This window comes from Mesorhizobium sp. M7A.F.Ca.ET.027.03.2.1 (assembly GCF_003999175.1).
GTDB lineage: Bacteria > Pseudomonadota > Alphaproteobacteria > Rhizobiales > Rhizobiaceae > Mesorhizobium.
On record NZ_RZOM01000618.1, the window covers coordinates 1 to 3,709 of the forward strand.

Sequence of the window (3,709 nt, forward strand, 5' to 3'; positions counted from 1 at the left end):
AGGTGATCCTCTGTGGCGGTGCCTTCGGTTCGCCGCAGCTTCTGTTGCTGTCGGGTATCGGCCCGGCGGCCGAACTTGCCGTGCACGGCGTTCCCGTCGTCCACGAATTGCCGGGCGTTGGCAAGAACCTGCAGGACCACCTCGATTTTATCGTCGGCTGGAGATCGAAGGACACCGATATGCTCGGTATGAGCCCGCGCGGCGCGTGGGGTTTCCTCAGGCACATCGCGCAGTGGCGGCGGGATGGGACCGGCCTGATCGCCTCGCCGTCGGCCGAGAGCGGCGCTTTCGTCAAATCGACCCGGCGCTTGAGCGCCCTGACCTGCAGCTGCAATTCGTCATCGGCTTGGTCGAAAACCATGCGCGCACGCTGCACTACGGTTTCGGCTTCTCCTGTCATGTCTGCATATTGCGGCCGCACTCGCGTGGCGAGGTTGGGCTGGCCAGCGCCGATCCACTTGCCGCGCCACGCATCGATCCGCGCTTTCTCGGCGACCAGCGCGATGCGGAACTGCTGCTGAAAGGCGTGAGGATCACCCGGCAGGTGCTGGCTTCGCCGGCGCTGACGCGCTACCGGCACAAGGAAATGCACATCGCCGGCGAGCCGAGCGATGCCGATCTGATGACCCATATCCGTACCCGCGCCGACACGGTCTATCACCCGGTCGGCTCCTGTCGGATGGGGGTCGACGAGATGGCGGTGGTCGATCCGCAACTCAAGGCGCGCGGGCTTGAAGCCTTGCGTGTCGTGGACGCCTCGGTGATGCCGACACTGATTGGTGGCAACACCAATGCCCCAACCATCATGATCGCCGAAAAGGCCGCCGACATGATCAGGGCTGCCTGATCGGAGCTCCAGGCCGCGGCGCCCATGGCGCGGCGGTCTTTTTGTTGTGACGCAATTGCCCAGGGAAAACGCTACGCGTTTTCCCTGGAAAACCGTTCACACTTCTCCTGGAATTGCTTAAGCCGCCGCCCGTGCCTCGCGGAACGACACCAGCTTGCGGCGGTTTTCGTCCCACAATGCCAGTTTGACGCAGCGCAGGCTTTCGAGCAGCGTAACCCGGCCTATGTCGCGCAACTCGGGATAATCCCGCAGCACTTCCTGCAACCGGTAGCACGGCACCTTGGCCGAGAGGTGATGGACGTGATGGACACCGATGTTGCCGGTTAGCCAGTTCAGCACCGGCGGAAGGTCGTAATACGACGATCCGTGCAAGGCGGCGTGCTGGAATTCCCAGTCGGCATCCTTCGCCCATTCTGTTTCCTCGAACTGGTGCTGGACGTAGAACAGCCAGATGCCGGCCGAACCGGCGAGGATGACGATCGGCAGGTGAACCACCAGGAAAGCGCCCGGGCCGACGAACCAGATAAGGACGGCTGCTGCGACCGCGATGCCAAGGTTGGTGGTCATCGACGACACCCAAGGGGTCAGGCCGCCGCGCATCATGCCGACGGGTAGCCTCTGCTCGAAGATGAAAAGCCAGATCGGACCGAGCCCGAACATCACCAGCGGATGGCGATAGAGACGATAGGCGAGGCGGCCCCGCCACGACATCTGCCGGTATTCTGCAACGGTCAGCGTCCGGATGTCGCCCATGCCGCGTTCGTCAAGATTGCCGGCGCTGGCGTGGTGCGTCGCGTGGGCGCGCCGCCAGCAATCGTAGGGCGTCAGCGTCAGGATGCCGAGCGCGCGGCCAATCCAGTCGTCCGCGTAACGATTGGCGAAGAAGGAGCCGTGGCCGCAATCGTGCTGGATCATGAAGATGCGCACCAGAAACCCGGCCGCGGGGAGGATGAGGACCAGTCCCCACCAATGGCCATAGGCATAAGCCGCCGAAGACAGCCCCCAGAGTATGGCGAATGGAATGAGGGTGATGGCGAGTTCGACGGCGCTGCGCCGCCTGTCAGGCTTCTTGTAGCGGGCGAGAATCTTCAACCAGGCGCGCTTGCTGTTGGCGACCGCCTCAGGGGAAATCATGTTCATCAGGAAGCATAGGCGGGGCGCCTCGCCGCCGCAAGGCAACATCACGCAAAATTACTGTGCGTAATTGTCGCGTGGCTTGGCGATCGAGCCTGCCAACCCGCCAAATCGACCTGCTGATGGCTCTGAGCGTCGGTTTTCCGCTGGTCGATCGCTATTCGCGATCGAGGATAGGGCAGCCGCGCTCGGTGCCAAAAGTCACGCGCACGCGGTCGCCGCCCTGTCTGCCGCGGACCGTGATCTCCCGGCGGCCGACGGACTCTATCCTTGCGCGGCGGATGCCCATTCGGTCTGCCTTGTCGAGAGCCCGGTCTTCCGTGCAGCCTCGTTGACGGCGGTCGCGCCGATCGTCGCGACGGGGGCCTTCGCAATCGTCGTAGGCGGGGTCGCAATCTTCCATGAGCTTCAGCCGCGGGCCATGTTTGCCCAATTGCAGCTGAAGATTGTCTGCTTGTGCCGGAAAGGCCGCCAAGGTGAGGGCGCCGAGGCCGACAAACGCTATCAGCGATGAGGTGATCGAAACCTTGCGCATTTACGTCCTCCATTGAACCACAACACATCTATCCTTAGATGGTTCGGCTCTCCCCGGCTATTGCCGATAGGAGGTTTGCTGCCAAGATCGATTGTTGCGTTACGGCCGGCGCCAGCCGATGTCACCGCGCTCCGCCCCATCGAGGCGGTCGAGCAGTTCTCTGAACCGATCGGGGATGTCGGCCTCGGTGCGGAAGGCCGGCAAGGTGCGCAGAAAGCGGGTCACCGCCTCGGCGCCGAACTGGCGCCTGATCTCGATGGCCAGCCCCTCTGCCTTTTCGCCCATGTTGCGGGTCATCATCTCAAAATCCTGTGTCGGCTTCGAAACTCCTGCAGCAAGAGAATGGTTCCCCCATCATGCCTGTATGGCAAGCAAAGCCCGCGGTTAAGGTAAAATTTGAATTAAAGTCGAAATGTCTTGCCTGTCATTGTCCGGCCTTGGCCGGCGGCTTCCATAGTCGCTTACCCCTTGATTTTTGGCCGCCAAACATCGATATCGGGCACAAAATCCACATCATTCGAGATTGACGGGAAACGGCGATGAGCGACCAGGCAAAAGACGAACGCGCGCCCGACGAAGTCGAGGCGACCGAGCCCGCAGCCGAGCGCACGGAAGGCAGCACCGACGGCGACTATGAAGCCCTTGTGCGGCTGCTGAAGGAAAATGAGGAGTTGAAGGACCGCGCGCTGCGCGTGGCGGCGGAGATGGAAAACCTGCGTCGCCGCACGGCGCGCGATGTGCACGATGCGCGCACCTACGCGGTCGCGAATTTCGCCCGCGACATGTTGTCGGTGTCGGACAATCTGCGCCGCGCGCTGGATGCGATTCCCGCCGAGGCCAAGGCATCGGGTGACGCCGGCTTCAAGGCGCTGATCGAAGGCGTCGACCTCACCGAGCGCGCCATGCTGTCGGCGCTGGAACGGCATGGGGTCAAGAAGCTCGCGCCTGAAGGCGAGAAGTTCGATCCCAATTTCCACCAGGCGATGTTCGAAGTGCCCAATCCGGATGTCCCGGCCAACACCGTGGTCCAGGTCGTGCAGCCGGGGTATTCGATCGGCGACCGCGTGCTGCGCCCGGCCATGGTCGGCGTCGCCAAGGGTGGTCCGAAGTTCGCCGCCGCTGAAGCACCGGTTGAGCCGGGGCCGGTGAATGAGCAGGCTGAGAAAGATGCGTAGTTAGGGCAGTAAGGGAGT

5 protein-coding genes and 1 pseudogene are annotated in these 3,709 nt (G+C 62.9%); 3 read left to right on the top strand and 3 right to left on the bottom strand.

What is annotated here, in order from left to right:
• Positions 1 to 2: 2 nt before the first annotated feature.
• Both EN750_RS40920 and EN750_RS23450 read left to right on the top strand, forming a co-directional pair.
• Positions 3 to 95 (top strand): annotated as a pseudogene (locus tag EN750_RS40920) (GMC family oxidoreductase N-terminal domain-containing protein); the annotation flags it as partial.
• Positions 96 to 232: 137 nt separating this feature from the next.
• On the top strand, positions 233 to 847 hold the full coding sequence (locus tag EN750_RS23450) for a GMC oxidoreductase (RefSeq protein ID WP_245482781.1): 615 nt from the start codon (positions 233 to 235) through the stop codon (positions 845 to 847).
• A 117-nt stretch (positions 848 to 964) separates the two neighbouring features.
• Here EN750_RS23450 and EN750_RS23455 read toward each other — a convergent pair whose 3' ends face one another.
• The 3 genes from EN750_RS23455 to EN750_RS23465 form a co-directional block, all read right to left on the bottom strand.
• Positions 965 to 1,987, bottom strand: a complete 1,023-nt coding sequence (locus EN750_RS23455; RefSeq protein ID WP_127273297.1) for a fatty acid desaturase — start codon at positions 1,985 to 1,987, stop codon at positions 965 to 967.
• Between the two features lie 151 nt (positions 1,988 to 2,138).
• On the bottom strand, positions 2,139 to 2,516 hold the full coding sequence (locus EN750_RS23460) for a hypothetical protein (RefSeq protein ID WP_127397791.1): 378 nt from the start codon (positions 2,514 to 2,516) through the stop codon (positions 2,139 to 2,141).
• A 99-nt stretch (positions 2,517 to 2,615) separates the two neighbouring features.
• Entirely contained in the window at positions 2,616 to 2,816 is a 201-nt protein-coding gene (locus EN750_RS23465) for a hypothetical protein (RefSeq protein ID WP_127319283.1), read from the bottom strand.
• A 239-nt stretch (positions 2,817 to 3,055) separates the two neighbouring features.
• Here EN750_RS23465 and grpE point away from each other — a divergent pair, with 239 nt between their 5' ends.
• Positions 3,056 to 3,691: a nucleotide exchange factor GrpE gene (grpE, locus tag EN750_RS23470; protein ID WP_027161324.1), complete on the top strand. Its 636-nt coding sequence runs from the start codon at positions 3,056 to 3,058 to the stop codon at positions 3,689 to 3,691.
• The last annotated feature ends 18 nt before the right edge of the window (positions 3,692 to 3,709 follow it).